Consider the following 1,805-nt stretch of genomic DNA (forward strand, 5'->3'; position numbering starts at 1 on the left):
CGAGACGGCGCCGGCGTCCGGGTGTCCCAGGCTGCGTTCGGCCAGGGGGCGGGCGCGGCCCAGCCGGGGGATCAGTTGCGCGGTGGCGTCGGCGGCTTCGGTGGACCGCGCGGCGGCGGCGGCCCAGGCCGCGGCCAGGCCGTCGCCGGCCGCGACCCGCTCGGTCAGCGCCTCGACAAAGGGCGCCAGCGCATCCACCAGCGTCTTGTCGCCGACCCGCGCCCCGCCCAGCCGGACAATGGCGTCCTGCGCCGCCCGCGCGCCCTGCGCCACGGTTCGGGCCGAGGGCTTGCCGCCGTCGCCCAGCGTCTGGCCCCAGGCCCGCAGCGCCGCGCCCCACAGCGCGCCCGAGGTGCCGCCCGCGCGCTCGGCCCAGGCGTCGCCCGCCAGCGACAGCACCGTGCCGGCCCCCGCGCCCGCGGCGACGGCCCCGTCGGCGGCCGCAACGGCAGCGGCGGAACCGCGCGCCATGCCCTGCCCGTGGTCGCCGTCGCCCGCCTGCGCGTCGATGCGGCCCAGCTCCTCCTCGGCCTCGGCCAGGGCGGCCGCCACCCGGCCGATCAGCGCGGCCACGCGGCGCCCGGCTTCCCGCGCGGCGGGGCTGCCCCGCGCGATCTCGGTCGCCGCCGCCCCGCCGTCGCCACCGTCACCGCCGTCATCGCCGTCACCGCCGTCATCGGCGGCCCCGGCCTCCTGCGGGCGCGCCACGGCGCCCTTGCGAAAGGCGGGCGCGTCGGCGGGCGCGCGCCAGCAGCCCTCGAGTTCGCTGTCCAGCCAGGTCAGCGTCAGCGAACAGCCCGCCATGTCCAGGCTGGTGACGAACTCGCCCACCTCGGGGTCCACGACGGTCAGGCCGGCCTCGGTCAGCATCCCGCTCAGGTGGTGCCACAAAACGAACAGCTCCTCGTGTTTCGTGCGGCCCAACCCGTTCAGGATCGCCGCCACGCGCCCGTCATGGCCCGCCGGGCGCTCGGCCAGCAAGGGCTCCAGCAGGGTGCGCGCCAGCTCGGTCGCGGGCATCATCGGCCGGGTGCTGATCCCCGGCTCGCCGTGGATGCCCAGGCCCAGGCCCACCCGGCCCGCCTCCACCGTGAACAGCGGCCGGTCCTGCCCGGGCAGGGTGCAGCCGTCAAAGGCCACGCCAAAGGACACGGTCGCGCCGTTCGCCTTGGCGGCCACGGCCATCACCGCATCCAGGTCCAGCCCCGCCTCGGCCGCCGCGCCGGCGATCTTGAAGACGGCCAGATCGCCCGCCACCCCGCGCCGCCTGGCGCGTTCGCCGGGCCCGGCGCTGGCCACGTCGTCGGTCACGGCCAGAATGCGCGCGTCGATGCCCTCGGCCCGCAGCCGCTCGGCGGCCGCGCCGAAGTTCAAAACGTCGCCCGCATAGTTGCCAAAGCCCAGGATCACCCCGCCGCCCCGGTGCGCGGCCCTGGCGATCGCGTGGATCCAGGCGGCCGAGGGCGAGGCGAACACATCCCCCGCCACCGCCGCGTCGGCCAGGCCGGCGCCGACATAGCCCAGAAAGGCCGGGTAATGGCCCGAGCCGCCGCCCACCAGCAGCGCCACCTTGCCGCGCGGCCCCGGCGCCGCGCGCACCGCGCCATGGGGCACGGCCCGCACCCGGTCGGCATGGGCCGCGCAAAAGCCCCGCAGGGCGGTGTCGGCAAACCGGTCGGGCGCGTCGAAAACCCTTGTCATGTGCGGATCCCCCTCAAGATCTGTCGGATGTGCTCGCGGTTCACAGCGCAAACGCCCAAACCGTCCCCCCCATAATGCTCCACCAAAAACGGACTGGAAAAGCC

General features: G+C 76.6%; 1 protein-coding gene. It reads right to left on the reverse strand.

The annotated features are described in order from the left end of the window. Window positions 1-1,701 (reverse strand): dihydroxyacetone kinase family protein (locus tag ACFOM8_RS22905; protein WP_377764668.1); only part of this gene is annotated, 1,701 nt, incomplete at its 3' end. Window positions 1,702-1,805: the final 104 nt, after the last annotated feature.

It is taken from the genome of Paracoccus angustae, from assembly GCF_042648745.1.
Lineage (GTDB): Bacteria > Pseudomonadota > Alphaproteobacteria > Rhodobacterales > Rhodobacteraceae > Paracoccus > Paracoccus angustae.